General features: G+C 60.0%; 18 protein-coding genes and 1 tRNA gene. 9 read left to right on the forward strand and 10 right to left on the reverse strand.

The annotated features are described in order from the left end of the window. Positions 1-28 precede the first annotated feature (28 nt). Positions 29-955 carry a bile acid:sodium symporter family protein gene (locus tag ACERK3_15815; GenBank protein MFA9479754.1) on the reverse strand — a complete coding sequence of 309 codons (927 nt, stop codon included), beginning with the start codon at positions 953-955 and terminating at the stop codon, positions 29-31. Positions 956-1,296: 341 nt separating this feature from the next. Between ACERK3_15815 and ACERK3_15820 the strand changes: the two genes are divergently transcribed. Further along, complete coding sequence (locus ACERK3_15820; protein MFA9479755.1) at positions 1,297-2,361, forward strand: DUF262 domain-containing protein; 1,065 nt, start codon at positions 1,297-1,299, stop codon at positions 2,359-2,361. A 2-nt stretch (positions 2,362-2,363) separates the two neighbouring features. Beyond that, positions 2,364-3,350, forward strand: a complete 987-nt coding sequence (locus ACERK3_15825; GenBank protein ID MFA9479756.1) for a hypothetical protein — start codon at positions 2,364-2,366, stop codon at positions 3,348-3,350. A gap of 219 nt (positions 3,351-3,569) precedes the next feature. Here ACERK3_15825 and ACERK3_15830 read toward each other — a convergent pair whose 3' ends face one another. Then, positions 3,570-4,481 carry a universal stress protein gene (locus ACERK3_15830; protein ID MFA9479757.1) on the reverse strand — a complete coding sequence of 304 codons (912 nt, stop codon included), beginning with the start codon at positions 4,479-4,481 and terminating at the stop codon, positions 3,570-3,572. A gap of 191 nt (positions 4,482-4,672) precedes the next feature. Then, the gene (gene rnk, locus ACERK3_15835; GenBank protein ID MFA9479758.1) at positions 4,673-5,089 is read right to left on the reverse strand and encodes a nucleoside diphosphate kinase regulator; all 417 of its coding nucleotides are present in this window, start codon (positions 5,087-5,089) and stop codon (positions 4,673-4,675) included. Positions 5,090-5,644: 555 nt separating this feature from the next. Here rnk and ACERK3_15840 point away from each other — a divergent pair. After that, positions 5,645-5,869, forward strand: a complete 225-nt coding sequence (locus tag ACERK3_15840) for a hypothetical protein (protein MFA9479759.1) — start codon at positions 5,645-5,647, stop codon at positions 5,867-5,869. Positions 5,870-6,213: 344 nt separating this feature from the next. Then, positions 6,214-7,116 carry a universal stress protein gene (locus tag ACERK3_15845; protein ID MFA9479760.1) on the forward strand — a complete coding sequence of 301 codons (903 nt, stop codon included), beginning with the start codon at positions 6,214-6,216 and terminating at the stop codon, positions 7,114-7,116. Between the two features lie 237 nt (positions 7,117-7,353). On the opposite strand, the gene dps is transcribed toward ACERK3_15845, so the two are convergent. Together dps and ACERK3_15855 are read right to left on the reverse strand one after the other, a co-directional pair. Beyond that, positions 7,354-7,851, reverse strand: a complete 498-nt coding sequence (gene dps, locus ACERK3_15850; GenBank protein MFA9479761.1) for a DNA starvation/stationary phase protection protein Dps — start codon at positions 7,849-7,851, stop codon at positions 7,354-7,356. A 246-nt stretch (positions 7,852-8,097) separates the two neighbouring features. Continuing rightward, the gene (locus ACERK3_15855) at positions 8,098-9,156 is read right to left on the reverse strand and encodes a transaldolase family protein (GenBank protein ID MFA9479762.1); all 1,059 of its coding nucleotides are present in this window, start codon (positions 9,154-9,156) and stop codon (positions 8,098-8,100) included. Between the two features lie 96 nt (positions 9,157-9,252). Between ACERK3_15855 and ACERK3_15860 the strand changes: the two genes are divergently transcribed. The 3 genes from ACERK3_15860 to ACERK3_15870 all read left to right on the forward strand — a co-directional run bounded on the left by ACERK3_15860 (position 9,253) and on the right by ACERK3_15870 (position 14,594). Further along, the gene (locus tag ACERK3_15860) at positions 9,253-9,438 is read left to right on the forward strand and encodes a hypothetical protein (protein ID MFA9479763.1); all 186 of its coding nucleotides are present in this window, start codon (positions 9,253-9,255) and stop codon (positions 9,436-9,438) included. Positions 9,439-9,976: 538 nt separating this feature from the next. Next, entirely contained in the window at positions 9,977-10,306 is a 330-nt protein-coding gene (locus tag ACERK3_15865) for a helix-turn-helix transcriptional regulator (protein MFA9479764.1), read from the forward strand. A gap of 1,597 nt (positions 10,307-11,903) precedes the next feature. Beyond that, entirely contained in the window at positions 11,904-14,594 is a 2,691-nt protein-coding gene (locus ACERK3_15870; GenBank protein ID MFA9479765.1) for a hypothetical protein, read from the forward strand. 310 nt (positions 14,595-14,904) lie between these two features. Here the strand turns inward: ACERK3_15870 and ACERK3_15875 are convergent, their stop codons facing one another. Beyond that, positions 14,905-16,338 (reverse strand): tyrosine-type recombinase/integrase, encoded by a 1,434-nt coding sequence (locus ACERK3_15875; GenBank protein ID MFA9479766.1) that lies wholly within the window; start codon positions 16,336-16,338, stop codon positions 14,905-14,907. A gap of 175 nt (positions 16,339-16,513) precedes the next feature. On the opposite strand from ACERK3_15875, the gene ACERK3_15880 reads away from it, so the two are divergent. After that, a tRNA-Gly gene (locus ACERK3_15880) sits at positions 16,514-16,586 on the forward strand. Positions 16,587-17,266: 680 nt separating this feature from the next. Here ACERK3_15880 and ACERK3_15885 read toward each other — a convergent pair. The 4 genes from ACERK3_15885 to ACERK3_15900 all read right to left on the reverse strand — a co-directional run bounded on the left by ACERK3_15885 (position 17,267) and on the right by ACERK3_15900 (position 22,703). Next, positions 17,267-19,843 (reverse strand): LamG-like jellyroll fold domain-containing protein, encoded by a 2,577-nt coding sequence (locus tag ACERK3_15885; protein MFA9479767.1) that lies wholly within the window; start codon positions 19,841-19,843, stop codon positions 17,267-17,269. 114 nt (positions 19,844-19,957) lie between these two features. Further along, positions 19,958-20,638, reverse strand: coding sequence for a type II secretion system protein (locus ACERK3_15890; GenBank protein MFA9479768.1), 681 nt, complete (start codon positions 20,636-20,638; stop codon positions 19,958-19,960). Between the two features lie 216 nt (positions 20,639-20,854). Then, entirely contained in the window at positions 20,855-21,526 is a 672-nt protein-coding gene (locus tag ACERK3_15895) for a discoidin domain-containing protein (protein MFA9479769.1), read from the reverse strand. Positions 21,527-21,650: 124 nt separating this feature from the next. Further along, positions 21,651-22,703, reverse strand: a complete 1,053-nt coding sequence (locus ACERK3_15900) for a LacI family DNA-binding transcriptional regulator (GenBank protein MFA9479770.1) — start codon at positions 22,701-22,703, stop codon at positions 21,651-21,653. 343 nt (positions 22,704-23,046) lie between these two features. On the opposite strand from ACERK3_15900, the gene ACERK3_15905 reads away from it, so the two are divergent. Then, positions 23,047-25,092: glycoside hydrolase family 2 TIM barrel-domain containing protein (locus ACERK3_15905; GenBank protein ID MFA9479771.1), on the forward strand; the 2,046-nt coding region annotated here is incomplete at its 3' end.

The following is a 25,092-nucleotide window of genomic DNA, read 5'->3' on the forward strand; positions in this document are numbered from 1 at the left end:
ACTCTCCATGCCAAGTGTTTGAAACAAGTCACGGGGCTGAGGGTGGCGGCTTATTCGGTTGTCCTTCCCGGCTTATGGCACCCGCCACGATGGACTCCTGTTCGGCCAGGCCGTGCCGTCGGCCCTCGCGCTCGCGCAGTTTCGCCGCGATTGGAAAGAGGACCGCCAGTCCCACCAACGCGGTGACGACCACCATGATGAGGGTGTCGGGATCATCGAAGCCCTGCGTGGCGACGACGGTCGCCGCCGCCACGTTGCGCTGCCCGGTGCCCAGGCCAAGCACATCCCGTGCGTCCGGATTCCTGCCGCCGAGCAGGTACCCGATGGCGAATGCGCCGCCGACGAACAGCATCGCCGCCAGAATTGAGCGCATCGTCACGTCAAGGATCCCGGGAAGGTTGGCCGCGACGGTCAGGCCAATCAACGCCATCAGCGTGTATCCTGACGTCTGGGCCATGATCGGCTGCAGGCGCTCAGCCCACCCTGAGGCCCGGACCTTGACGAACAGGCCCATGGCCAGCGGCAGGAGCATGCTCAGGATCAGCGGCAGCGCGATCGCCCCGACGCTCACCTCGGCGGCCGGCACGACCAGCGGCACCACGAAGGGCATGTAGATCACGGTCGCCGGCAGCAGGAGCACCAGCAGCGTGGCGCTGAGCCCCACGTCGCCACCGGCGGCCGTCGTCAGCTTGATCAGGAACGGCGTCCCGGCCGCCATGGCGATCAGCATCAGACCCACCGCCAGCGAGTCGTCCAACACCAGCACCCGCACCACGAGATACGCCAGCAGCGGCACCAGCACGAAGTTGGCCACCAGCGCCCGGCCCACCCGGCGTACGTTGCGGAGCGGGCCGATGATGTCCGTCCAGGTGTGGCCGAGCCCCACCGACAGCATGCTGCTCACCGCGAAGACGATGGTCACGAGATTCAGCAGTCCCGAGAGTACGCCTGCCATCGCCGCCCCTGTCGGTGGGTAACCGCTTCATTCGGCGGAAGCTGTCGGGGCAAGCCACGGGGCCCCCGGCACTTCGCATACGGTAGGCACAGGCACTTGAACTGCGACCTCATTGCTCCCCCTTTTCTTCCGTCAGAGCGCCCCCTCAGTAGGCGCTGGGGTGAGCTACCGACCACCTTGGGTCGAGAACACTTGCCACGGCATGCTGCCGTCTGTTTGCGAAGGCCCGATTGAAGGACGACCGCCCTGCACGCCGGCCTAGAATCAACTGAGACACGCCGATGTACGACCGGTGCTACGGCTGCAGAAAGGCACCCAAGCTAGATTCACCGGGAGGCAACATGGGTTCGCGTCGGCAGAACTTCCAGAACATTTCGTGGTTCTGGGACCAGAAACAACGTGAGCGTCTTGATCTCAACCCGCCGTACCAGCGACGAAGCGTGTGGGGGGAGCGGTACCGTCAGGATTTTATTGACACGATCCTGCTGGATTTTCCGGCTCCGGTAATTTTCCTGCACTCCCGGATCGATCAGTCCGGCATCAGCACGTACGAGGTGGTCGATGGCAAGCAGCGCCTGACGGCCATCTTCGACTTTCTGGAAGACCGGCTTGCGGTCGGCGACCGCTCGCCGCGCCCGGACCTGCGGGGCAAATACTTCAGCGACCTCGACCCCGAAACGAGAATGCGGGTGTACGAGTACGATTTTTCGGTCGAGTACCTGCCTACGGATAATGAAGAGGTCGTCAACAACATTTTCGATCGGTTGAACCGGAACGTGGCGAAGCTCACCCCCCAGGAACTGCGCCACGCCCAGTTCGATGGCCCCTTCCTTCGCACAGCGGAGCGACTGGCCGATTGGATGATCCCCGACTTCGAAGGGCGGTTTCCCCGAATCACCCTCACCTCGCGTCGCCAGATGAAAGACGTCGAATTCGTTGCTTCGCTTCTGCTTCTTTTGGAAGAGGGGCCAAGAAGTTACTCGGTCGCGGCGATGGACAAAGCGTTCGCCGATCGCGATGAGCAGTGGGAGGAGGCGATTCAGACGGAGGAGGATTTTCGTGAGGCCATCCACTACCTGCGCGCTCTGACCAGGGACAAGACGGGGGAATACCTCCGCCGGTGCCGGTTTCGCAACCAGGCCGACTTCTATTCGTTGTTTGGCGCAGTGGTTGAACTTCGACGCCAGGATCGGCTGCCGCCCGTGGCCCTTGCCGCAAAGCGCCTTCGCGACTTCCACGCTCTATTGGAGAACCGGGAAACCCGCGAGTCGCTGTCCGCAGCACGGGCTTATCTGGAAGCGGCTCGAACGGCCTCAAACGACGCGAAACCGCGATCCACGCGTATTGACATCATGAGTCGTGTGTTGCAAGGGGAGAACCTTCCTGATGGAGGTGAAGGTCCTTGATCGTGCCTCCTGCCATCGCGCGGCGCTATCGCGAAGTATTGCCCTTGGTCGAGAACGTGGGGAAACGGGTCCAGAGCATCCTGACGGTGTACTGCGATCAGAAGGGCTATCCCTACGTCGGACGCATCAAGCGCGTGGAGTCGCTCGCTGAGAAAATCGAGTCGGGCTGGTATGCCCGATGGTCGGAGTTGGATGATCTGTATGCGTGCACCGTCGTCATTCCGTTGCTGGACGACGAGCCGGAAGTCGTCAAGTTCCTTCAGGACAAGTTCGTCGTCCAGTTTCTGCGCCTTCGGGGATCCACTGCCAAGAGCCCCGACGTGTTCCGGTTCGACGCCACACGCTTCGTGGGCAGGCTCCGTCCACCGCCGGGCGTGGCGGCCGAGGAACCTCTGTACCAACTCCCGTTTGAAGTGCAGGTGCGATCCGCGTTCGAGCATGCCTGGACTGCGGCGACACATGCGCTGGTCTACAAATCGGGCCAAATCGACTGGCGTCGGAAGCGCCTGGCGGCGCAACTTAAGGCAGCCGTGGAACAGTTGGACGCTCTGGTGCAGGCATTCGAGCGATCTGCCGAACCGATTGTGGCGCACACCTGGCCAGACCTCGAGACGCGGGCCACGGTTGCCGGGCGGTTTCAGCATCTGCTGAATCAGAATGCGATTCCGAGCGAACTGGAGCCCAAGGACTGGAGCCGCTTTGCCGACAACTTTTTCATTCTGGTCAAGTCGATCACACAAGCCGATCAACACGTTGTTCACAGGAAGGTTGATGCGGCGTTGGATCTGGTGGCCGGCGAGATCCAACGACTTTCGGTACGGCGCGTTCCACGCAGCATCTCACTCATCCAACTCGCGCTGGGGGTGCTTGCGGAGGCGGGATGGGTAAAGCGTCCACTCCAACAATTTCACGCGCCGGTGACTGCGGAACTGCTGGATTTTTATCCGGCCGCAGGCCAGATTGCCGAAGCATTCCAGATCGATCGATAGAAGGCAGGCAGTCCAAGTCTGTGCTGTAATACCTTCAATCGGCCGGCCAGCGGATCGCCTTGTCAGGGGCAGTGGGACCAACGGTGATTCTCAGCGTCGGCACACACAATTCGTTCGCCGTGCTGCTGCCGTTCGTCCTGGTCCTGCCGGCGGGGTGGGAGGCCTCCTCGGCATGCCGTTGAATGCGGTGCAGCTGATGATGTGGAAGGGGGAGAGTCACTATGCGGCAACTTTGTCTTCATCGCTGAGTCGGCCGGATTCACCTCGGAACAACAGGATAGCGCGGGGCAGTGCCGGAACGTCGACATCCAGCCGGAAGCGCAGGACGCGTTCCCAGAATGCCTGCCGGCGGGCAGACAGTGGGAGGCAGAGCACGTCCGCTCGCACCGCCTCGGCGTACCAGATCGCATCGCACCCGTGTTTATTGCATAGGCACAGGCGATGAATGTGCAGCCCTGACCAGTCAAAGGGACGAATGAAGTTGCCCAGCCGAACCATGCGGCGGGAAGGCGACTCCGGCTCAAGACGGCTCAAAAGTGAATAGAACCCACTGGGGTCGTATTCGTGAATCAGGTGCCACTGTTCCGCCTGCTCGCATCGTCCCCAGTGAAGGACACTGCCCAGCATCGTACGGGAGGAATCATCGAAATCGACCGACACGACAAAGCGCTCCAGGGGTCGGCGTTCAAGGGCTGGCTCGATCAGCAGTAGCACAGAGCAAGGTGCTGCGGTGACGATTTGTCCCGCCGTGGAACAAAGGTGGCGCAGGAATGTTGTGTGGCGGCTGGTGGTGTCGGTGATCACGAGGTCAATCCCGTGTTTTTGCACCACCTGACGAATCACGCGACGAAGCTTGCCGGTGCGAATCTGCAATGGGACGCTCGACGGAACCTGCGCCCGCGCCAACGCACGCCGCAGGTCATGTCGCGTATCGTCGTCGTGGGGCCCGATGAAAAGGAACTGGCACTCGGCTCCAGCGCCTTGCGCGATGGCCCATGCCTCGGCAGCTAAGGCTGCGGCACGTGGTGATCGCGGCAGGTAGACCAGGACCCGCTGCGGAAAGCGAACCTCGGCATGGCTGCCGCCGTGTCGCATGTGCAGCATGTGGGTTTGAGCAACTGAGGCATACATAAACTGTCGGTCCTTCCGGGTAAGGCGTGGCACTGTTCACAGCACACTGCCGCACGCCATGGCGGCCTCGACGACCGTGTTGACGCCCCTGCTCCGGGCCTCGGGCAAAGCACGGGCGCATTGATCGCCATGAGTGTGTCGCGAGGCATCGACACGGAACAGTGAGCACCATCGCTCCGGCCTACGACGGATTAACGATCAAACTCGCCCGCAGCCTCTGGCTGATGAATCACCTTGGCGATGCGGTAGCGGCGTCGCCCGGCGGGCACGTCCCATTCAACGGTGTCACCGACGCGGTAGCCGAGCAATGCTGTGCCCAGTGGCGCGAGCACCGAGACGCGGTCTTCATCCATGTCCGCATGCTCCGGGTAGACAATCGTCCACGTCTGTCCGCGTCGGCTGCCGTCAACGCGCACCAGCACCGTCGAGTTCATCGTCACGACTTCCGGCGGGACCGCGCCAGACTCCACCACCTCCGCCTGGTTGAGTTCCTGTTCCAAGGCAAGCAGATACGCGTGATCCTCGGTGTGCGACTTTCGACTATGGCGGATCAACTCGCGCAACCGCTCAAGGTCTTTGCTGGTAATAACGATTGTTCGGGTCAGCATCGTAAGACTCCGTTCCTGATTCGGGATGCAGATGCAATGACAGAGACACGTTTCCCACGGAATCGCCGCCAGCGCGGTCCGCAACCGGCTGTGGGCGAAAAGACGTTTGGCAAGACCGCTACTCGGGCGCTGGCGGAAGGGACGAATCAAGATCGAGCAGACCGTGGTGCGCCGCAGGTGTCGCAGGCGGCAGGAAGGTGACCTGCATCGCACCGCCGAGACGGCATGGCTGACGCAGCGCCTCTCCTCTACCGGGCACGCACGTTGCGGCCCAGGTTCTCATTGGAGTGAATCTCGTTGACAGTAAAATAGCCTCACGGTCCATGACCACGCGACTCCTTATCGGGTACCTGCCAACTCGTTGTTGCAGATGCGCTGCGCGCGTAAAAACACCGCGTCCGTTGCCAGTTGGCTGGCGGAACGCGGTATCAGTCGTGCAGCGGTTTGATCTTCATAACACCCATACCATAGCCCAAATAAACCCTTTGTCAATGGGTCGAGAGCGTGCTGACTCGAACGCTCGCTGGGCTGATGTTTAGATGAAGGCAGCGGCAATTGGCCTTGGTCGCAGTCATCTTCGTGTCGATCTCCGCGCTGTCCGCCCGCCCGACTCCCCTGCACCTGCAGTTCCTGCCCGCCTGGGTGGAGATGAACACGATGCTGTTTCCCATCGCGATGTTGCCATCGCTGCCGCTGCTCGCGGCCACGCTGCGCAAGCGCCGAGCGGCATGCATGCTCATGGCCGAGGCATTGATCACCGGCTCTCGTTCGCGGGAGTAGCGGGCGCTGCGGGTGACGCTTGAGGCGCTGCCCGAGCCGAAGCCGGATGAGCCCACGCCCGTGCGCGCGTTTCTGCAGCGAGCGGTGATTGAAACGGTGACCGTCCCAGCCCAATCACCCGCAGCCGATCGGCTGATTCGTGAACTACAATATGCAGTGTCACCCGGGACCAGCATCGTCGGCATCGGGAGCACGAGAGCATCGTCAACCCCAGCCCGGATGTAGACCTGCAGGTAGGTGATCGAGTGCTACTTCTTGGTGCGAGCGAACATCTGCAGCGGAGCGTCTGTATCTCTTGGAGGGCCAGGATCCCGGAAGGAAGACAGGAAGGCAGGTAGCGCCTGATGTTTCGTTCGCTCATGGTCCCGTTGGACGGTTCCGCATTTGGTGAACACGCCCTGCCGTGGGCGATGAGCATCGCCCGTCGGGCCGGTGCTCCGTTGGAACTGGTGCATGTTTATGAGCCATGGGAATCGGTACGTGGGGAAGTGCCGGAATTGACGGAGATTAACGCGCGGGCTCGAGAGCGGGCCCAAGCGTACCTTAATGATGTCGTCCAGCGGGTGACTGCGATTTCGTCTCTGCCGGTTGAGTCGACCTTGCTTGATGGCCACGTCGTGGATCGTGTGCTTGAGCGGGCCAAGACATCGCAGACCGACCTGATCGTGCTGACCACGCACGGGCGAGGCCCGTTGAGCCGACTCTGGCTCGGCAGCACGGCAGTCGAGCTCATCCGGCAAGCCACGATGCCGGTGCTGGTCATACGTCCCCAGGAGCACGCTCCCGACCTGACGCATGAACCAGCGGCGCAGCGGATGCTGATCCCCTTGGATGGCTCGGCATTTGCAGAGCAGGTGCTTGCGCCGGCCACCACGTTCGGAAAGCTCATGCATGTGGATTATTCATTACTGCACGTCGTGGAGCCGGCGTCGTCCGATTACGCCGAATCATGGTTCGAGGTGACGGAGCAGGTGGATGCGGCGCTGGTGGAACAGGCGCAATCGCACCTTCAACAGATCGCCGATCGCTTCGAACAGCAATCGTTAAGCGTGAAGACTTGGGTGGCCACCGACTGGCAACCGGCAAGCGAGATCCTCGAACATGCTCGCCTGCAACGGATAGACGTGATCAGCATGGCAACTCGTGGCCAGAGTGGCCTTGCCCGCGCCTTCCTTGGCAGTGTGTCTGATAAGGTTGTGCGTGGCGCATCTGTGCCCGTTCTGTTACATCGCCCCTCGTCCTCATGACACACGGCGAGCCTCAAGCCGTTCCAGCCGACGGGGCGTTCTGGCTGAACACTAACAACGAAACGGGGCGGCCATACCGGTATTGATTGGCATCCACTCGGCGTCTCGCACCAGGTTCTTGTACCGGATCGGATCCTGTTGGGCGTTCGGATGAGTCCGGTGTGCATTTCCGGCAGCGTCAGTCGTGAGCAGTCGCATTTGACAGACCTCCCTTCGGCTGGTCGCCGCCGGGTGCGGCTAACCCTGCAAGTGGGCTTCCAGAAACCACAGGCTTTTGTCGAGCCCGCGTGAGACTTCGGTGAACAGGTCCTCGGTGTCGGCATCGCCGAGTTCCTCGGCGTCTTTGATGGCCGATCGGGTTGTGGCGGCTAGAGCGGCAAATCGATCCGCCAATGCTTCGACGTGCTGCATGCTTCCCCCCGGATCCAGCGGGTACTCGGCCAGCCGCGATGCGCCCGCGGCCATGCGGACCGTGCCCAGCGCTGTCCCTCCCATCGCCGTAGCTCGCTCGGCGATGAGATCGACGTACTCTTGCAGCTGCTCCGCCAAGTCATCGAACAACTCGTGCAGTTGGTGGAACTGCGGCCCCTTGACGTTCCAGTGCGCCTGTTTGGCGTGCCCGTAGAGGTCGAATGTGTCGGCGAGGTGTTGATTGAGCAAAGCGATCAACTTCTCCCGCTGTTCGGCGGGCAGGTCGATCCGGGTTTTGAACGAACGCGTTTGTGGGGTGGCCATCAGTCGTCTCCTCTTGTGCGTGTGAAAAGTAGAGTCCGTCCGGGGCGTGGAGCTCGCCTTGGAGTCACTCATCCGGCCGCCTTCATTTTCCCATCGCTGGATAGGCATGGATGCCCCCAACTCTTCTCATTGTTGGCCGCCCATTCTAGGCGACCGCGCGCTGCGCGAATGGAAAATTTGTTCGGTACGGCTGGCCTGACACATTGTGAGCCACCCCGGTTGGGCCCGCACCGTCTGCGACCCGGCTCAGCCCGTCGTGATCAGTGATGCCCGCTTCTTTTCAATGACCTTCAGCAGCGACTTCTGCGGATCAGCGAACTTCTTCACACCCTCCTGCATCAGCACACGCTCCAACTCAGCCATGTCTACCTTCTCGTCGATCTCCTCCAGCACTGCCACATCCGGCATCTGATCGATCGTCCGGCTGTACCGCTTGCCAAGATCCTCCACCGCCTGGTTTGTCTGTGGCGGGTTCGTCTGAATGTCGCTGCCGACCAGCGCCTCCACATACTTGTCCGGCGGATCCGAGGCCAGCTTCGTGCCCGTTGACGCAAACACGATCTCCTGGTCCAGCCCTACGCCCTTGTCCCGCCAGTAGTCCTGGTTCAGCCGCCACAATCGCTTCGCGTTCACCGTCCCGACCCAACCCTGGGCCGCCTCGCTCAATTCGGGCACATGCTTCTGGGTATAGACGTCCAGCCGCGAAATAAAGATCGAATACACGCTCTTGTAATGCTGATGATTCCCCGCGCGCTGCATTCCTTTCCAGATCGCCTCGCGAGCGGCCTCGTACTGACGCTGCGTGAACACCAGCGTCACGTTCAGCGGCACAGACGCCGCAGCCAATTCCTCCAGCGCCTCGAGCCCGGCCGCCGTGGCCGGCACCTTGATCAGCCGATTGGTCTGCCCTGCCGACCATTGCTTGCCGAGGTCGATGTACTGCGCCACGACCCGCTCGTGCGTGGGCCCCAGTTCCGGGTCCTCGAGTAGTGGGTCTAACTCAAAGCTTACATAGCCGTCATTGCCACCCGTCTGCTCCCAGATAGGCGAGAAGGTCTGCTGCGCGTCCTGCACCAGTTGATCCGTCATCTGCCAGGCCAGTTCGTGATCCTCGGCCGTGTGTTCGAGTTGTTTACGCATCGTCTGATCGAACCGCCCCGTGTTAATCAGGTCCGCCACGATCACCGGGTTCGACGTCGCCCCCGTGATCCCGCGCGGCAGATCCCGCTCGATGACATCCGGGTCAACCGAGTCCGACCACACTTTCGTCCCGTTCTCAACCAGACTCGCCAGGCCGGTTGCCATAATAGATTCCTTTCAGCCATTTCCATTTTTGTGCCCGGTTTCGCAGAATCTTCGCTACCAGCCCAATTCTATCGCTAGGCTACTGCGGGAGTACAGGTGAGTGTAGGCAGTTCCGAACCGGAGCGGAGGCAGGCCCAGCGATGCGGTGAAACGGGCACAAAGCTGGTGTCCAGCGACGAGCGATGGTGCGGCGGATCGACCGGCCTGCGCCGCAAACAGGTCGCGTACAGCGACACCTTCCACGGCGGCGTGCATGACTTGGCGATCTCGTCCGACGGCTAATACCTTGCGGCAGATGGCTCGCACGCGCGATCATCCTCACCGTCCGCTATGGCATCTGGTGGCATGACCTTCTGGTGAACTGACTGCCACGATTCGGCAGGTGCGAAGGGTGACGCAATGGCTGCCATGCGAACAGCTTTGATCGTACGTGGTACGAAGAATTGGCACTCGCAGTGTTCGAGGCCATCTCGGATGCTGATGCAATAGGGTGGAGTTTCACGCTCTGTCCCTCGTCGATCCACACAATTCACGTGTGCCCGTGTAGTAAGGGGCTCGTAGCACGGCGCCGCTCCGCTCGGCAAGGACCTCGCGCAACGGTGCGTCCTTAGGTGACGAGACGCGACCACAGACACCAAAATGGTGGCTTGTGGATACACATGTCCCGTACTCCTCCGACCGGTGAAACAGAATTTGACAAGCGAATAGTGAACGCCAGAGCTCAAAGTGAACGTGAAAATCTGGCCCGCGTGATAATGTAGCGCCAACGCAACTGTGGACGATAATTCGAAAGGTACCTCGTTTTGCGGAGGAGGCGAAAATGCGATTCCACACATCACAGACGTTGACTGGCAGGAGATCCGCACGGTTAACCCTGTCCAAGGATGAAGCAGCAAAGGAACTCGGCATCTCTGTCCGTCACTTGGAACGCCTCGTCTCCCAGGGAGCGGTACCTCCACCGCTTCGTATGGGGCGTCGAGTGCGGTTTGGCAGGGATGCGCTCGCGAACTGGGTCAATGCAATGTCCCAAAGGACAGATGTCCCGAGTGGCGCTAGCCAGAACTCTTCAAGCCATTGCCGCGAAGCCCAGCATCATGCTCCTGGCTCTAACAAACCTACGGTTCCGCTTCCGGCTGGTGGCACTGCATGATAACCGTGGGCCATTGGTGCTTCGCGTCCACTGCATCCCGGGATGGAGTCCCTGCCAGTCCACGTACCTCGATGTATCAGCCATTGGTAGACACCACTGTGACGCGACTGTCAAGCGTTGAAGCTGCCACCTGGTGTCCCCTGGCCATAGCGTAGAGGCGCGGACCCGAAACTGATCACATTTGAGTCGAAATGTGGTCGATTCTGTGTCGCTGAGATGTGGAGGCTTACGCCGGTGGTTACGAATTCCCCCAGCGATTTTCTGCAATTGGCACTTTTGTGGCAAGTGGAACGCGGCTTGACCGCCACGGGGTCGAATTCTGGCATGTGCATCTGCTTTTTCGCGAAATGTGGTAATTGGACCGGTGCCTGTTGTCGAAAGCTAATGAATGATGGCGAGGAATTTGCGAACTCGTTCCGTGTGAACATGATGGATGGTCGAAAATAGCTCTTCCAATGAGGAATGCGGGCTCGGACGGCGGCTGCCACGACGAAGTCTGTCCAGCGCAGCCCGCAGTCCTGATGGGGATGTCGGTGCTCCGAGCCAGTTGCCAGTTCAGTCGGGCATTATTCCAGACGGTGAAGGCATGGCGAAAGCTCAGCGAACCGTGTTTCGGAGCCTGCGCCACTTCACGCCAATCATCTGCCGTCACGCGTTGCGGCCGGCTCGAGCGAGGTCGGTCCAGTTGAGAAGCCGATCCGCAACTATGTCAGTGCTGGTGGATATGGGTGGTCACGTCCCGACTGCGCGATGACCTCGGGAGTGTGCTGTCGGAAACGTCAACAGCGGGTCCTAGCGCCAGCACTGCCCGAAGCCCCTCCCCTTTGACATATCAAAACTTCATTGCACGCTCCGATAGGTAGGGCAGGTTACAACATGCAACGGACGCTGGGCCACGCGGCAGCATCGAGCACTGATTCGTCACCGTAAGTGGATCGTCGGCGAGATCATCAAGGTCAAGAACCAGATCCACGCCACATTGTTGCGGGAGGGCATCTCGTGGTCGGGCACGGGCCGGTCCTGGCCGTTGGCCCACCGCCACTGGCTCCACGAGCAAGCCAGACCGCTGGCGGACTGCGAGCCGGCGGATCTGTGGCCGGGCCTGTTCGAGCAATCGCTGCAGCACATGGAGCACCTTGATCAGTTGCTGGCCCAGGCGTCCTGACCCCAGCGAAACCGCCGTCCACGAGATAGGCGCAGGGTACACATCCTAGCTCGATGCAAAACCGCCGCTAACGGCGTGGAAACGCCATTGTAAAATCTGGTGTCCGATGGGTTGTAAAGCAGGCTTTACATTGTCAAAAAGAAAGCATTCTTTACAACGGCAAGAATCAGCAAAAAACTAACGTTTGAAAATCCCGATCCTATCTCTGACATGAGATAGCGACAGGGTGCAAATCCTAGCTCACTTCCAGCAACCACGGCGTCCCCCAAAAGGCTCGAAAAAAAACGCGGTCTACGCTACAGAAAAATGCGGCCGATGCTCGATTACCTATGTAGGCACGGACGCCTGTTACTGGTGATGGTGCGTCCTCGGTGCAAAACAAGAGTTATCTCGTGCCCACCAGTAGCACGAAATCGCCGCAGGGAGGCCAGGATGGTCCGCCACTGCGGCTTTTTTTGTGCTGCCATGAACGCGAACGAATTCAATCCGGCTTCCCACGACCTCTCGGACACCGCCGAGCAGGAAGACCGGTCACCATCCAAGGCCATCGGTGACGTCGACGAGTTGATCATGGACGTCGATGACCAGCCCGTCCACGAAGCGGACGAGGGTCCGGATGCCATGCAGATATTGGCCGAGCAAGAACGTCTAGCACGCGAAGCTGCGGCGGCGCGAGAAGCGGAGCCGGAAGACCGAGCCCCCTCAACCCTCCCAGAACCTTGCCAGAAATCGGCCGATGTCCTGGCAGTGTGGGAATCGCGTTTCGGCGACCTTCTCGAATACGGCCACCTGAGCAATGACGGCCGGCCGATCCGCGCCAACCCCGACACCCTCCCCTCGGCGTACAACCGGCGAACCCAGCGGCATCACCACGAAAAAATGTCCGCCCCAAAGCGGCTCAAACATACCCAAACCGGGAAATTCTACGGTGTGCAGGTCCATCAGGAGCGCTGGGAACAGTGGTTCGGCGAAAACAGCGTCTACTCTCTCGCGGCCACGGCTGGGCTAGCTAATGACCCAGACCTCGATCAACTGATCCAGCCCGCCGACAAACCCATCATTTCGATCGAGCGAGCATTGGAGTATCTTAACGCCCGCCCGTTCATCGGTAACAAGCGGTTCCCTTGGATCAAGCGGCCTTCGAAAACCTACGCCGATCTTCGGGCAAAGCTAGACCGCGCGCCAAATACCATCCTCAACCGCCTCAAGCGTACGCTGCTCGACGCAGAGGGCACACTCTTTTTCACGTGCCGGCGGACGATCGCCCGCGAAACGGTTGTCATCCTGAAAACCCGGTACGTCACGGAACTGATGATTGACATCGATGGAGGCCATATCAAAGTCAATTGTGGTGACAAAACAGCCAAGGTAAAACTTCCCAAAGCCATGACACATGCCGCCGCCATGGCGATCGCCCGACGGATCATTGCCGACCTCATCCCGCCCGGCTGTTCCTACTGGCTGGGGCCATCCACAAACGGCGGCGGAGCCCATCTTCGAATCATGATCTTGTGGGCGGACGACAAGTTCGAGCTTAGAAACCAATTTATCACCCATTTTCAACGCCATCTCAAAGCACGTTATCAAGATCCCGACGGCCATGCGGCCATTGACCTTGTGCGGGGCCGACCCTGCTATTTTGTGCATAATCCAGACTTTCATAAAAACTACTTTCAGCCCGCTTACCCCGACCTCGAAGACGGCCCCACTGTGGGCGACCTTTACCAGAAGCAAAAAACGGAACTAGGACCGGATGCGACGCTGCGTCCAGGGCTTGAGCGGATTATCCGCGTGCACGGTGGTGATCAAGGAACAAAGCCTCTGCACCCCCGCGACCGCAACCCCGAGGGCTTCGCGCAGTACATGGACGGCAAGCCCGTGCCGCAACATCAACTTGCAATGCTGACCGGATGGGACATGGTCCGGTGCTGTCCGCTTCACGATGAACAGAAGAGCAGCAAGCAACGCAGGCAGGGCAGGCGAGCCAGAAAAGCAGCACCTACCTCACCGCTGGGATCCTACGTTGAAGGTGTGGAGTGCGTGTTGCCCCCGGTGAATAGCAAAGCTGGGTGGGCTCTTGCTCCCGATGCTGCGGAAGAACATGACCATGACGGGCATGGCATCCTCCGCCGCCGATCATGGTTGGCGGGGCACGCGGTGCGACAGGAAAAGGGTGATCGTTCCCGTGCTATCGAGCACACGCTTCAGCTATGGGAACTGGAAGAAGGCCCCACCAGCGACCGCGAACGGCACACAGCCCGTGTGCGAAAGGCCGAAAGTGACGTGGACGCCTTCATAAATGGCATACCCGGAAAGATCGAGCCATATGATCCGGCCAAGACCGGCAAGCGTGGAGTCAGGTATGACGAGATGGTCAATGCTTTCAAAGCAACGGTGCCCCACGAACAACTGCTCCGGGGTGAACGCTCAATGCGGGGCATGGCATCCCAACGAAGAATAGATCAAATCAACAGCGAACACGGGGGGAATAAACACGGTTCGTGTGTCGACTACCACCTGCTCACCGTGCTGCGGGAAGGCATCGCCTTCGCGATGACATACGAACTGGCATACACCTGCACCTACACCGGCCAGACCCTGACCAAAGGGCGTGACGAGGTGCCCGCCGGCTTCCTGCAAGCCCTGCTTCAAGGTCATGGATGCCCCACTGACCGCGTGAACTCGACGGCAGCAGCTGGTGTGCGACTGCTGACCGAGGAACTGGGGCTGGTATCCAGGACCAGAAACTACCTTTTGGGCGTGCCAGGCAAGGCGCGGGGCGAATGCCGGCGTTTCAAACTGACCCAACGGTACACCCAGTTGCCGTGGGCTGAAGGCCTGCTGCAAGAAGAAGATTACGTGCCGGCGCAGGTCGTGCCGGCGCAGGTGCAGGTACAGGTGCAGGTGCAACAGCCTAGGGGGGCCCAGGGGCGTGTCATGATGATGGCCCACGCACGGGAGTGCCGGGGGGCAGAAGCGGAAGCAGAGCAAAAGAAGAACGAAACAATAGGGGGGGAAGAGTTTTTAACCGGTGTGCTTGATCGGGATGGCTCCAATGAGCGTGACGGCATTTTCCCGCCATTTTGTTCTCTACCCGCATTTTTCCGCAGGAATACAGCCTGAACGCCGCGCCCCCGGTACGCGCACACCATAATCGTCAGCGGCCGGCGATCTACACTGGTTTGAACCGGCCGGACCTGCTGGCTAATTCGGCGTGCACAAGAAACGCGTCTACTGTGGACATCCAAAGTGTTGGGAACTCTGAAAAATCACAAAGGGCACGAAGAGCACAAAGGACACAAAGAAGGCAGAAAACAATAAGCTCTGAACTTTGTGTCCTTTGTGCCCTTTGTGATTGAATCGGTTCTTGCCGTAAGGCGGCGTTTTTCAGAGGCCTCTGTTCATTGCAGGCCATAATTCGATCGTTTTACACTTACCTCTTCTTCCTCTGCTTCTTCACCGGCTCCTTGTCCAGCCCATACTTTGCGGCCTTTTTCTTTCGCTGCTCCGCCCGGTGCCGCCCATCGAGGTCGTAATGCTCGGCCAGTTCATCAAGGGCCGCATCGAGCTTGCTCGTTTCCAGTTCGATTGGCGATTGGTCGACATAGAATCGCGCTGTCCGATCATCGGCATGCGCAAGCAACTGTGACGTGATCCCCCGATCGCCGATCCGCCGGGCAATCTTCTCGATATCGGTGGCAACGGTATCACGTAACATGGACCACGAAGCGTGATCCACAGCGGCGGCGACGGCAGCTTTCTTGAATGCCTGCGCCAAACTGCTCGACTTATTGTCGCCAACGAAGTGGGCCAAGGGATGTCCCTTCTTCGTACGGAAAAGCAACTCGTCAGCCCCCCTGCTGTCGCGGTGCTTGGCGATCAACTCAACGGTCAACGGCCACAGCTTGATCTTGTAAGGCACACCGGTCTTTCGACGGTGCTTGGCCAGGTAGCTGGCCCCATCACGCTTGCTCAGGTGCTTGCCGCAGATGTCACTGAGCTCAAGGTCGTACAGACCCGCGTTTAGCGCGAGCGATATGTGGGCTCGGAGGCGGCCATCCGCAGCCTCCCAGATGCGACGGACCTGTCGCACGGTAAGTGGCTTCGCCGATGGGGCTACGGTCAGCTTCTGGCATGCTTGCCGAAGCGTGCGAGGTTGCTCGACGATTCGTCGGTTCTCCCATGCCCAGCGGAAGAATGCGGGCAGATACTTGAGACGGTTGTTTAGGGTGCTCGGAGCAATGTCTTCGTCAGCCAGCAACTTGGTGAGGTGCTCGCGGTAGTGCAGCACGAGCCGCTCCGTCCGCTGCGGATCATCCAACGTCTTCACCCGGGCTGTGTCGATACACCAGTCCTTGAACTGGGTCATGGTGTCCTTGATGAAGCGGTGAGCCTTCGGGCTCAGCCGCTGCTTCTTGCCCAATCGCTCGGGGTGCCTCTCGGTCGTATCCCGTCGTTGCTTCTGTACGGCGAGGAAGTCGGTCACCAGCGTCTCGATGGCGGCCAGGCTGTTGCGGCTACTGTTTCTGCTCGGCGCAGGCGTGACCCCACGCTGAAAAAATGCGGCGAGCTTGGCGGCTGCGTCGGGATCACCCTGCACGGCGTCAATCGCCTGCACCGCCCGCTCGTTCCACGGCCCATCCTCGCGGTCGATCAACTCGTCCAGGTCGAGGGTCAACGAGGCTCGCCGCTGCGCTTGCTCCTCCTGGAAGGCGCGGTATCGCTCGAGAGCAGCTTTGTAGCTCTTGCGGTCGCTGACGCCCTTTCCGAAACCGAACCAGTGGTCCTTTCCGCCGATCCGCTTCCGCCATCGTTTTGAAGGCTTGTGGAATGTCAGTTCAAGCCCACGCTCGTTGTTGCGTGCCATGAAGGTGGCCTTTCCAGCCGCGGCGCAGGCTGCTATCATTCGGGCCTGCACACGACCTTCTGAGACACTAGCGGGCAACATCGATAGGGGTCAAATTGGGGTCGATGCAGAGAGAGCCATTGGGGTCACAGAAATCAACCCCATAAGGTCTTGAAAATTAAATACTTGCACGCACGCGGGCGTAACTCAATTGGTAGAGTGTCAGCCTTCCAAGCTGAATGTTGAGGGTTCGAGTCCCTTCGCCCGCTTTCCGACTTGCAGCAACCCTTCACAGGGTTCGCTGTAAGCAAACGACTCGCTGCAGGCCGGAGCGCGGGCACGCGTTAAGCATGGTCGTTTGCGGGGCTTGCGGAGTGGAAACTGCACGCTCAACGGCCTCCGTGTGTGACAGCTCGGGGGCCTTTTTTATGCGTCGTCCGGCGTGAGTGTCAGCTATTGAGGCTTACACTCTTACCCCCCTCTGCGTGACCACCCCACGCCGCAATCAGGCCCGCCGTTTCACCGCCACTCAACGCCTTTCGCTTGCCCGTCGTCGGCGATGTGGAAAACCTGAGTGGGCTCATTTTCTTGCCAAGTGGGGGCTTGGATCCGTGGGAATAAGTGTTCATATTCAGTGTCAGCTTACGGCGAACAGACGAGCGGACTGTCACCCGCTCATCAACCCGCCGACAACTGAACACAACCGGCCGCCCTAACCCCGCCGGAACATTGGCAGCGATGCTGTGTGTGTGGGGGGCATGAATGAGCATGATAAACAGGCGGCAGCCACGCAGACGAGTGAAGCAACTGGCAACTTTTCACTTCTTCAATGACGCCGTTAAAAGGGTCGATCATCTGGTCCGGCCCGCAACAGCCGCCGGCGGCGATGAAATGCACACCGAACGCCGATTCAGCGTCGAACCCATCGCGACGAGCCCGCCGTTAAATATCACTCACGCCCTGCTGTGTGTCGACTGATCCAGTCACCCGCCTTTTGGATCCGGTCTTGTAACTCTGCCAACCCCTGAACACGTTCAGTCAATACTGGGCCGGCTTGATCCAGTTCCCGTTGTGCTTTGGCGTGAAGCGCTTGCAATTGCAACTTGGCCGCGCGATCCATAGGTACCCCGCCAGGATTCTGACTCAGCACCTCGAACGGTTCAAGCATCTGAAGCAGCTTGTAAGCCTTCGAGAACCGCAACCGATGTGGCGACCACGTCGCCATGGCATGCCCCTCGAGCCCCGCTGCCCACTGTTCGAACCGATTTGAATCCCATGTGCAGAACAGAAGGCCCCGCACGCCAGCGTCCGCCGGTTCGACTTGCAGCGAGGCCTCACTCCAGACCAGGTTGTTGTCGAACGTGAAACCCGACGCCCCTACCACCGGGAAACCACGATCGCGCATATACTGCAAGCCTCGTTGCTTGGCGTGCACCCAGCCACTGTACTCCCACGGCATCATAATGATCTCCGACGACACTTCGCCCTGGCTATACAGTTCGTCCATCAGCCGGCTGTCGAGCGGAGCGGCCCAGTTGGCTTTGAAATATTCATCGAGCATGTCGGCCCACAGCATCACGTGCACGTCAGAATCCACCTGCCGTGCTACTTCATATGCTCGGTTCATCGCGTATAGCGTCGTCTGCTCCGGCGACATCGGGTTCTGCTGACAGGCACGGCACTCCTCTCGACGAATCACCCAGACTTCATCCATCCCCAGGTTCAGGTAGGACGCCCGGGTCATCTCAAGCGAGCGACGCACCGCATCCTCGAGGCGCTCCCACGTGTCCGGGCTGAAAGGACATGTCGTTTCCTCGCCACTGGCGTAAGCATAAGACACCTGCACGGCGGATCCCGCGGGAATACGCCCGCCTTCAAGTCGGCGCAGCCGCCATGGCTCGTTGTCCTCGGGAATGTGCGGACGGGCCCAAGTGGACCGCGTGCCTTCCGGATGACCGCTCCAGGACGCTTCCGTCACGCCGGGCACTACTTCGTAGTCGCGTCCCGCTTCTAGCGACTCACCGTTCAGCGAAACTTTGATCGGTGTCACAGCGTTGAGAATGACGTTGCGATGCTCAAGCTCCAGAAAATCATCGGACCCAAACGTGCCTTGCTCGTCGTCCACTGCCGTCGTATGTCCCGTCTTCAGGTCCTGCCAGAGAAACCCCTTCGCGTGGCTGTACGCCTGAATGTAGGGCGACACCTCAACCCCGCGGTTGTTGGCGTGCGCCACCATCCTCTGCATCCGCTGATGCACCGCTGGATCCGACAGCACCAGCCAACTGTGTGAACGCAGCATGAACTGGTTCTGCTTCAACTCCGCCATGCGATCGATCATCTGCCGATGTTCGTCGTTAAAGCGATAAGGCGGCTTTGAATCATTGACGAGCATTGTTCCGCGAAACGGATATTCGGGGTAGTCCCAGATGTCCATCGCGGCCAGGTCTTCGTGCTCGAACAACTGTTTCAGCGACATCAAGCCGTGCTGAGCGCCGCGCCGATCGTTGGCGTAAACAATGATTCGGTCTTTCCGAACGTAAAGGGCATACCCCTCGTCGGGAAGCTCATCCCAATGCGCGGCATTGAGGTTCAGGTATGTTTCAAGCGTTTCGGCTGTGGGACGAGCCAGAACAATCGCGGCATGCTCGAAATTTGGCCGTCGCTCACCCAGCGTCACTTGAACATCCGGCGACCATGCGCGTACCGCGTCGCGTACGGCTTCCACGGCGAAATTGTTTCGCCGCACCAAACCAGGATCGAGGCTGAAATCGATTCGCCCGCCAGGCGTGAATTCCTCATCCGAATGCCGCATGACATGTTGAGGCAGCGGCACGATGTCGGCCTGCTGGTTCCCCTGCTCATAGGCGACACGGATCTCCTCATCGTTGAGAATGCGCGACCAGTAACGCGACCGATCAATGACGCCATGAAAGTAATTACGATATCCGCGACGATCATTGATTCGCCAAGCACCTAATACTCGGATGCTCGCCCCTTCGTGCGGCGCGTCGACATCGTCTTCACGATGGGCCACGAGCTGACCGTCCAGAAATATGCTTGCCCGTTTGCCCGGCTCGAGACGCACCGCCACGTGGTACCAGCGGTTTTTCTCCAATGGATGATGCGCAGTCAATTGACCCCGCCGATAGTCCAACACCAAGTGCTCGTTCCCGCGGATCACGAACTGGCAGTTGCCCCAAGCATCGGCGCTGAAGATCGTGCCTTGCGCCGTGTGCTCTTCAATCAAAAACCATGTATCAAACGTAAAGCCGTTTTCCGCCGACATCCCGCGTGTTAGACGCAACGGCTCATGATCGCGAGAAACACGAAAGCCGCGGCCGAAACGAGCGGGTACGCGTTGGTCGGAATTCGCACCCGCACTGATCAACATCTGTTCCAGGTTAATCGGTTCGGCGTTTGCGGAAGACGTCATCAGTCCGCAGGTGATCACCAATATGCTGAACATGACCAGTACCAGCTTCGTTCGGGTGGGGGAATTTCGCGTTTTCGCGCTGTGTTCTGCCATGAAAAATCTTTCCTCTCAGGCTCATATTGATCTGGCTTGCCGCTTGATCTGCTCACCCCAACGGGTCCCAATGATCGGTCTTTCGGCCACCACTCAATGCAGTCCACCGAAGCGTTATTGCAACCGCCACAAATCGATTGATGTCCAATCTTTTTCTTCCTCACGATGCGTTCGGACGGCGCCAACGAAAAGAAGAACGTTGGCTTGGGCGCCAAGGTGGCGATTGAAGGCAATGTGCTGATGCTCCCCGATCCAGGGCATGGCGCGATCCAGAACCGAGGTAAATCCCGTATCGGCAAACGCCTGGCCGTCGGCGAGAAAGACGGTGTTTTGCAAAACCACTTCTTCCAGGCGCTTTGCGGGGTACGCTGCTGATTCTTGAGTACGCACGCCGAACCGGGTGTTCATGCCATAGCTTCGATGGACATATGACAGGTCCGCCATCTCCGGGCAATGAAAAACCCGTTCGTGAGTCCACTGAAAATGCGACACCTCCGGCCGATAGGATTCCATCGACGTCCACATGTAATACGGCCATTGGCGGTGAGCCGTGGGAGTGCCGTTGTCGAGAACCGGCATGAGGTATCCGTTGTGGTCCTGTGCATAGACATGTGTGATCTGGTGCAGCGACCGAAGCTGAGTGGCGCAAGCCACCTGGCGAGCCGTGGCGCGGGCCGATTGCAATGCAGGCAGCAGCAAGGCAATCAGCAGTGCAATGATCGATATGACCACAAGAAGTTCGATCAGCGTAAATCCTCGATCTACATCTCTCACATGGCGATGCTCGTCATTCATCGTGAATTCCTCTTGGCAGGCGGTTACGCCGATACCCCTTCTCGTTGTTCCGTTGAACTGCATAGCGCGAGGCAAGATCTGGAGTGCTCCTGAGATCTGCATCGCATCCTGCGGACGACTCCGTAAAAGCCATGTCGAGAGAGGTCAAAAGTCTTTACGACGCCATCCGATTTCCGCGACGCGGCTGATGTGTACCATGGATTCCGATCAGGCGATTCACTTCAGCAGCGTGCGTCGACGTCGGGCCAGCAGCAACGTCGCGGCGGCACCGACCAGCATAATCGACGCCGGCTCGGGCACGATGTAGACGTCCATGCTGTCCATGCGATGATGGAAGTTGCCGGAGGAATTACTGTATCCCAGGCGCAGATAGCGGGCCTCAGCGCCATTGAAGTCGACATCTTCCGCCCATGCCTGCGCGGTTCCGGTCGGAGTGACCGTGGGCACCGTGCCGGCGACCGTCCAGTTGAGCCCATCCACGGAGTAGGAAACGGTCGCGCCATAGCGCCCGTGCCAGTTATTGGCGGCAGCGGTGTGGAGCACGATCCTGTCGATGATATAGACATCGTTGAGGTCGGCCGTCCACTGTCCGCTGTCCGAACCACCCGCGACACGACCGATCGCCGAGGAGCTGATGGAACTTGTGGGTGCGACGTCGTTGAAAAATCCTGAGTTTTCCAGGGGCTCGTCCACTTTACCGCGGTCCTGCCCCTCGCGACCGCTGTACCCGTTGTTGGTTTCGGTGAATGTCGCCCCTTCAGGGACATCGCCGACCTGCCAGTCTTCGCCGGACTGCCAGTAGAACGCCGCCGAGGCGTGCTGCGGTGCCAGTAGCAAGGCGGTTGAAACGATACATGCACCGAGGACCATTCGCTTGAGATGCTTCATTGATTTCCCTTTCAAGTTTTGAGATTTCCAATCCTCCATAGACCCGACATGCAAGTGCCGTCACACGGCTGAACAATCCACCCGTCACAAGCCCGACAACGGCGCACGCCTCACCTTCCAACGGTCACTTTCGCTGCCCCACCGTCTCGCCCACACGGACGCGAGGCGGGAGGGTCCAGACGATTGAATCGGCTGTGGGGCTGTCCATCAGCGAACCGAGCAACTCCACCGCCTTGCGTGCGATCTGTTCATATGGGAACACCACCGAGGTAATGATCGTTTCCGCAAGCTCTTCGGAGACACGCGTATTGTCGAAGGCGACCACACTCATGTCCGCTGGCACATTCGCCCCCTGCCCCCGCGCCCAGATGATGAACTTGGCTGCGAGCCAGTCCGTAGAGCAGACCCATGCGGTGGGCCAGTCGGCGCGATTCCGAGGCAGCGCCTCGGCAAAGAGCTCTACCATATATGTGGTGGGCAGCAACTTTGTGTCGTCGAGCCAGATCTGACAGTCCAGTGATGCCCCGGGCGTGCGGATGACTTGCGTCAACACGCCGCCGAGGCGTTCTTCCGCGCTGTCCCGACTGCCAAGCGAGCCGACCCAGCCGATCCGTCGATGGCCAGCGTCCAGCAGCAGGCGGACAGCCTGCGTGCCGCCGACATAGTTCATCTGCGAGACACCGCTGATCCCGTGCAGCACGTCATGCCGGCAAATCATCACGACATTGCCATCAAAGCGCTCGGCAAGCCGCTTTTGCACCGCGTGGGGATCATCCTCCGCGCTGGGCAACTGGCCGATGACCAGGCAGCCGTCCGCCGGCCGACCACTGTTGCCGAACTGCTCGCCGCGGCCGTCGAGCACAGCCTCGAAATCCTGATGGTCCCCGGACATGAAAACAGGTTGCAAACGCCAGCCACGCTTTGCGATCTCGTCACTGATCGCGATCATGTGGCGACGTGCCAGCTCGTGCATGTCGGAATGCGATTTACTGGGCACGAGAATCGCGATGTCCTTGGACATTTCCTGCCGCCGCAGCTTCACATAACCCAACCGCTCTGCCGCAACCTCGACGCGCGTCCGTGTTGCCTTGTTCACGCCACGCGCCCCTCGTAAGGCCCGGCTGACCGTGGCTGTACTGAGATTGAGGTCCTTTGCGATGGATTCCAAAGTCGCCATAACGACAACATACAACCCATTTAAATTACTGTCAATCCTTTATGCTGATAATTATCGCAGTAAATATCTTGCAATTTATTGCAAGACGTTACGTAGAAGGGGCGGGCAGAGGCGGCCAATGACTTCTTCTTCAAGGAGGGGGCGATCGCCAGCCAGCCAACGCGCCGGTGAGCGCGCGACTCCGCGATCTGCGATCAAACGCAGTCATGAGTGATGCGGTGCCACCTGACCGGTGTGGTGAAAGGGGCCGAGGCGGCGGAGCCTTTAGATGCTCGATCAGCCATCTCGGTTCACCGTTGATACACGACGCATTGGCGGCACCAAATCTGCTACGCTTTCGCCCATGCCCTCTAGCGATATTCCCGAGATTCTTCAGGATCCGGCCACGCTCGCCCTTCACCGCCTTCCCGCCCGCAGCGCTTTCACCTCCCACCCCGACGAGGCAGGCGCGATGCAAGGTCCGTTCGCGCCGTCACCCCACCATCGCCTGCTCAACGGCCGCTGGCGGTTCCACTACGCCACGCACCCCGCGCTGTCACCCCGTGCCTTCCATCAGAACGATTTCGACGACGCCGGCTGGGAAGCTCTGGACGTGCCCGGCCACTGGCAACTGCAAGGCTATGGTCGACCGCATTACACCAACGTCGTCTATCCCTTCCCCGTTGATCCGCCGCGCGTGCCCACGGAAAATCCCACCGGCTCTTACCGGCGCACGTTTCACTTGCCTGATCGCCCCGCCGACCAGCGCTTCGTGCTACGGTTCGATGGCGTTGACGCCGCGTTCCACGTTTATCTCAACGGTGAGCAGGTCGGTTACAGCCAGGGCAGCCGGATGACGGCCGAATTCGATGTAACCGACATGGTGCGCGAGGGCGAGAACCTGCTGGCCGTGCGCGTTTATCAGTGGTGCGACGGGACCTATCTCGAAGACCAGGACATGTGGTGGCTAAGCGGCATTTTCCGTGACGTGAGCCTGCTCACGCTGCCGAAGGTGCATGTATTCGATCTGGCCATGCGGACGGAGTTGGACTCCGATTATCGCGACGCCAGTTTGACCGTGCGGGCGACGCTGGCCAACCGTTTTGATAGCCGAGTGGACAGCTATCGGCTAACGCTGCGCCTGCTCGACGCCGATGGGCGCGACGTGCTCGACGAACCCTTGGCCGGGGAGGTAAACGTCGATCCGCTGGGCGAGGCGACGTTGTCGCTGAACACTACCGTGTGCAACCCGGCGAAGTGGTCCGCCGAGCAGCCGACGCTTTACACGCTGCTGGCCAGCCTGCTCGATGACGCCGGGCAGGTGCTGGAAGTCATTCCGCTGAACGTCGGCTTTCGGCAGGTGCAGATCAAGGCCGGCAAGCTGCGGGTCAACGGCCGAGCGATCATGCTCAAGGGCGTCAATCGGCACGAGTGGGACCCCGACCGCGGCCGGGCGGTTTCGTTGGAGACCATGATCGAAGACGTACGGTTGATGAAGCGGCACAATATCAACACCGTCCGCACCGCCCACTACCCGCACGATTTCCGCTGGTACGATCTATGCGACCGGTACGGCCTTTACGTCATCGACGAAGCCGACCTCGAAACGCACGGCTTCGAACCGATTGGCAACTGGAGCCAACTCAGCGACGATCCCGCATGGGAGCCGGCTTACCTCGACCGCATGCAGCGCATGGTCGAGCGCGACAAGAACCACCCAAGCATTATCCTCTGGTCGCTCGGCAACGAGTCCGGTTTCGGGCAAAACCACAAGGCCATGGCCCACTGGGTCCGCGAGCACGAGCCGACGCGCCCGCTGCACTACGAAGGCGACGGCACACTTGAGGTTTCCGACGTATTCTCGAAGATGTACTCGAGCCTCGACGAGGTCAAGCACATCGCTGAAGGTCGGGAGCCGATTCATCACTACGGCCTCGACGTGCAGCCGGACGTCTACGGCAAGCGGCCGTTCATCCTGTGCGAATATTCGCATGCCATGGGCAACGGCCCTGGCGACCTGCACGACTACTGGCAGCTTTTCTACAAGCACGAACGCCTTCAAGGCGGCTGCGTCTGGGAATGGATCGACCACGGCATCCGCCGCCGCCTGCCCGACGGCCGCGAGGACTTCGCCTACGGCGGCGACTTCGGCGACGAACCCCACGACAGCAACTTCATCGCCGACGGTCTCGTCATGCCCGACCGCACGCCATCGCCCGGCCTGCTCGAATACAAGCATGTGCTCGCGCCCGTGCACGTCGAAGCGGTCGATCTCGACCGCGGCGAGATTCGCCTGACCAACCGCTACGACTTCGCCAACCTCGATCACCTGCACCTGGCGTGGCGCGTCAGTTGCGATGGCGAGGTGCTGCAGAGCGGCGACGCCACCATGCCGAACGCGGCGGCAGGT

It is taken from the genome of Phycisphaerales bacterium AB-hyl4, from assembly GCA_041821185.1.
Lineage (GTDB): Bacteria > Planctomycetota > Phycisphaerae > Phycisphaerales > Phycisphaeraceae > Natronomicrosphaera > Natronomicrosphaera hydrolytica.

Coding starts and splice junctions, on each gene's coding strand:
- ACERK3_15815 (MFA9479754.1), bottom strand. CDS start 955: ATGGCAGGCGTACTCTCGGGACTGCTGAATCTCGTGACCATCGTCTTC.
- ACERK3_15820 (MFA9479755.1), top strand. CDS start 1,297: ATGGGTTCGCGTCGGCAGAACTTCCAGAACATTTCGTGGTTCTGGGAC.
- ACERK3_15830 (MFA9479757.1), bottom strand. CDS start 4,481: ATGTATGCCTCAGTTGCTCAAACCCACATGCTGCACATGCGACACGGC.
- rnk (MFA9479758.1), bottom strand. CDS start 5,089: ATGCTGACCCGAACAATCGTTATTACCAGCAAAGACCTTGAGCGGTTG.
- ACERK3_15845 (MFA9479760.1), top strand. CDS start 6,214: ATGTTTCGTTCGCTCATGGTCCCGTTGGACGGTTCCGCATTTGGTGAA.
- dps (MFA9479761.1), bottom strand. CDS start 7,851: ATGGCCACCCCACAAACGCGTTCGTTCAAAACCCGGATCGACCTGCCC.
- ACERK3_15855 (MFA9479762.1), bottom strand. CDS start 9,156: ATGGCAACCGGCCTGGCGAGTCTGGTTGAGAACGGGACGAAAGTGTGG.
- ACERK3_15865 (MFA9479764.1), top strand. CDS start 9,977: ATGCGATTCCACACATCACAGACGTTGACTGGCAGGAGATCCGCACGG.
- ACERK3_15870 (MFA9479765.1), top strand. CDS start 11,904: ATGGTCCGCCACTGCGGCTTTTTTTGTGCTGCCATGAACGCGAACGAA.
- ACERK3_15875 (MFA9479766.1), bottom strand. CDS start 16,338: ATGGCACGCAACAACGAGCGTGGGCTTGAACTGACATTCCACAAGCCT.
- ACERK3_15885 (MFA9479767.1), bottom strand. CDS start 19,843: ATGGCAGAACACAGCGCGAAAACGCGAAATTCCCCCACCCGAACGAAG.
- ACERK3_15890 (MFA9479768.1), bottom strand. CDS start 20,638: ATGAATGACGAGCATCGCCATGTGAGAGATGTAGATCGAGGATTTACG.
- ACERK3_15895 (MFA9479769.1), bottom strand. CDS start 21,526: ATGAAGCATCTCAAGCGAATGGTCCTCGGTGCATGTATCGTTTCAACC.
- ACERK3_15900 (MFA9479770.1), bottom strand. CDS start 22,703: ATGGCGACTTTGGAATCCATCGCAAAGGACCTCAATCTCAGTACAGCC.